This window comes from Actinotalea ferrariae CF5-4 (genome assembly GCF_000603945.1).
Lineage (GTDB): Bacteria > Actinomycetota > Actinomycetes > Actinomycetales > Cellulomonadaceae > Actinotalea > Actinotalea ferrariae.
Map to the genome: position 1 here is coordinate 1 of NZ_AXCW01000484.1, position 1,270 is coordinate 1,270.

Below are 1,270 nucleotides of genomic sequence, written 5' to 3' on the forward strand. Positions count from 1 at the left end.
GGCTCTTCGTGGTTCGTGGTGATGGAGCCGGTCGCGTCGTTGGGACGTAGAAGGCTCGTGGCCTGCTGGGATGGGTGTTGTCGAGACATCCAAGGACCAGAGGACCACGAGCCGTGTTCGAGCCTACGGGTTCGCAGCGGGATGCTGCGAGCACGATCTTCAACCTGCCCGACTACCGCGTGATCGACGCGGTCGATCTGCCCGACGGGCAGCGACAAGTCGTCGTGGAGAGCACGGCGCCGCCGGGGTGCCCGGTCTGCGGGGTGATCTCGGTGCGGGTGCACTCCCGCCGCCGGCAGGTGGTGCGTGACGTCCCGACCGGGGGCCCGGTGCGGGTGATCTGGGACAAGCGGCGCTGGTTCTGCCAGGAGGAGCTGTGTGCGCGGGGGACGTTCAGCGAGTCCACGATCCAGGTCCCACCCAGGGCCCGGTCCACTGGGCGGCTGCGCGAGGCGCTGGTGGCTGCGGTGGTCGTCTCGGGGCGGGCCGCGTCAGAGACCGCCCGGGCGTTCGCGGTGTCCTGGTGGACCGTCCAGGCCGCCCTGTCCGCGGTCGTGGTGCTGCTGAGCGACGTGGACGCCGTCCCGGTGCGGCGCCTGGGTGTTGATGAGCACCGCTACCGCTCGGTGCGGTACTTCCGGACCACCGACGGCGCGTGGGCCCGCTTCGAGCCGTGGATGACCACGTTCGTGGACCTGGACACCGGGCGGGTCCTGGGCGTGGTCGACGGGCGCGACAGCGCCGGTGTCGGGGCCTGGCTCGCTGCGCGCAGCCCCGCCTGGCGCGAGCAGGTCCAGGTCGTGGCGATCGACCCGTCCGCGGCGTTCCGCAAGGCCCTGACCGAGCACCTACCGGACGCCGCGATCAGCGTCGACGCGTTCCACCTGGTCGCGCTGGCCAACGACATGGTCACCAAGGTCCGCCAGCGCACCGTCCGGGACCGGTACGGACGTCGCGGCACGGCCACCGACCCGGCGTGGGCCAACCGGCGCCTGCTCCTGCGCGGAGCCGACACCCTGTCCCCGGCCGGGTGGGCGCGCCTGGAACGGGTGCTGCGCACCGATGACCCGACCGATGAGCTCGGCGCCGCCTGGGGCATCAAGGAGCAGGTCCGGCGCCTGCTGCGCACCGCCTCCCTGGCGGAGGCTCACCAGGAGAAGATGCGCCTGGGCGCCTACGTCCTGGCCGCGAAGATGCCAGAGACCGACCGCCTCTGGGACACCATCTGCACCTGGTGGCTGGCGATCGAGGTCCTGATCATCACCGGCGT

At 71.9% G+C, this 1,270-nt stretch carries 1 protein-coding gene; it reads left to right on the plus strand.

The features are described from left to right. Positions 1-113 precede the first annotated feature (113 nt). Positions 114-1,270, plus strand: a 1,157-nt coding sequence (locus N866_RS18935) for an ISL3 family transposase (RefSeq protein WP_034229777.1), incomplete at its 3' end; no start/stop codon positions are given.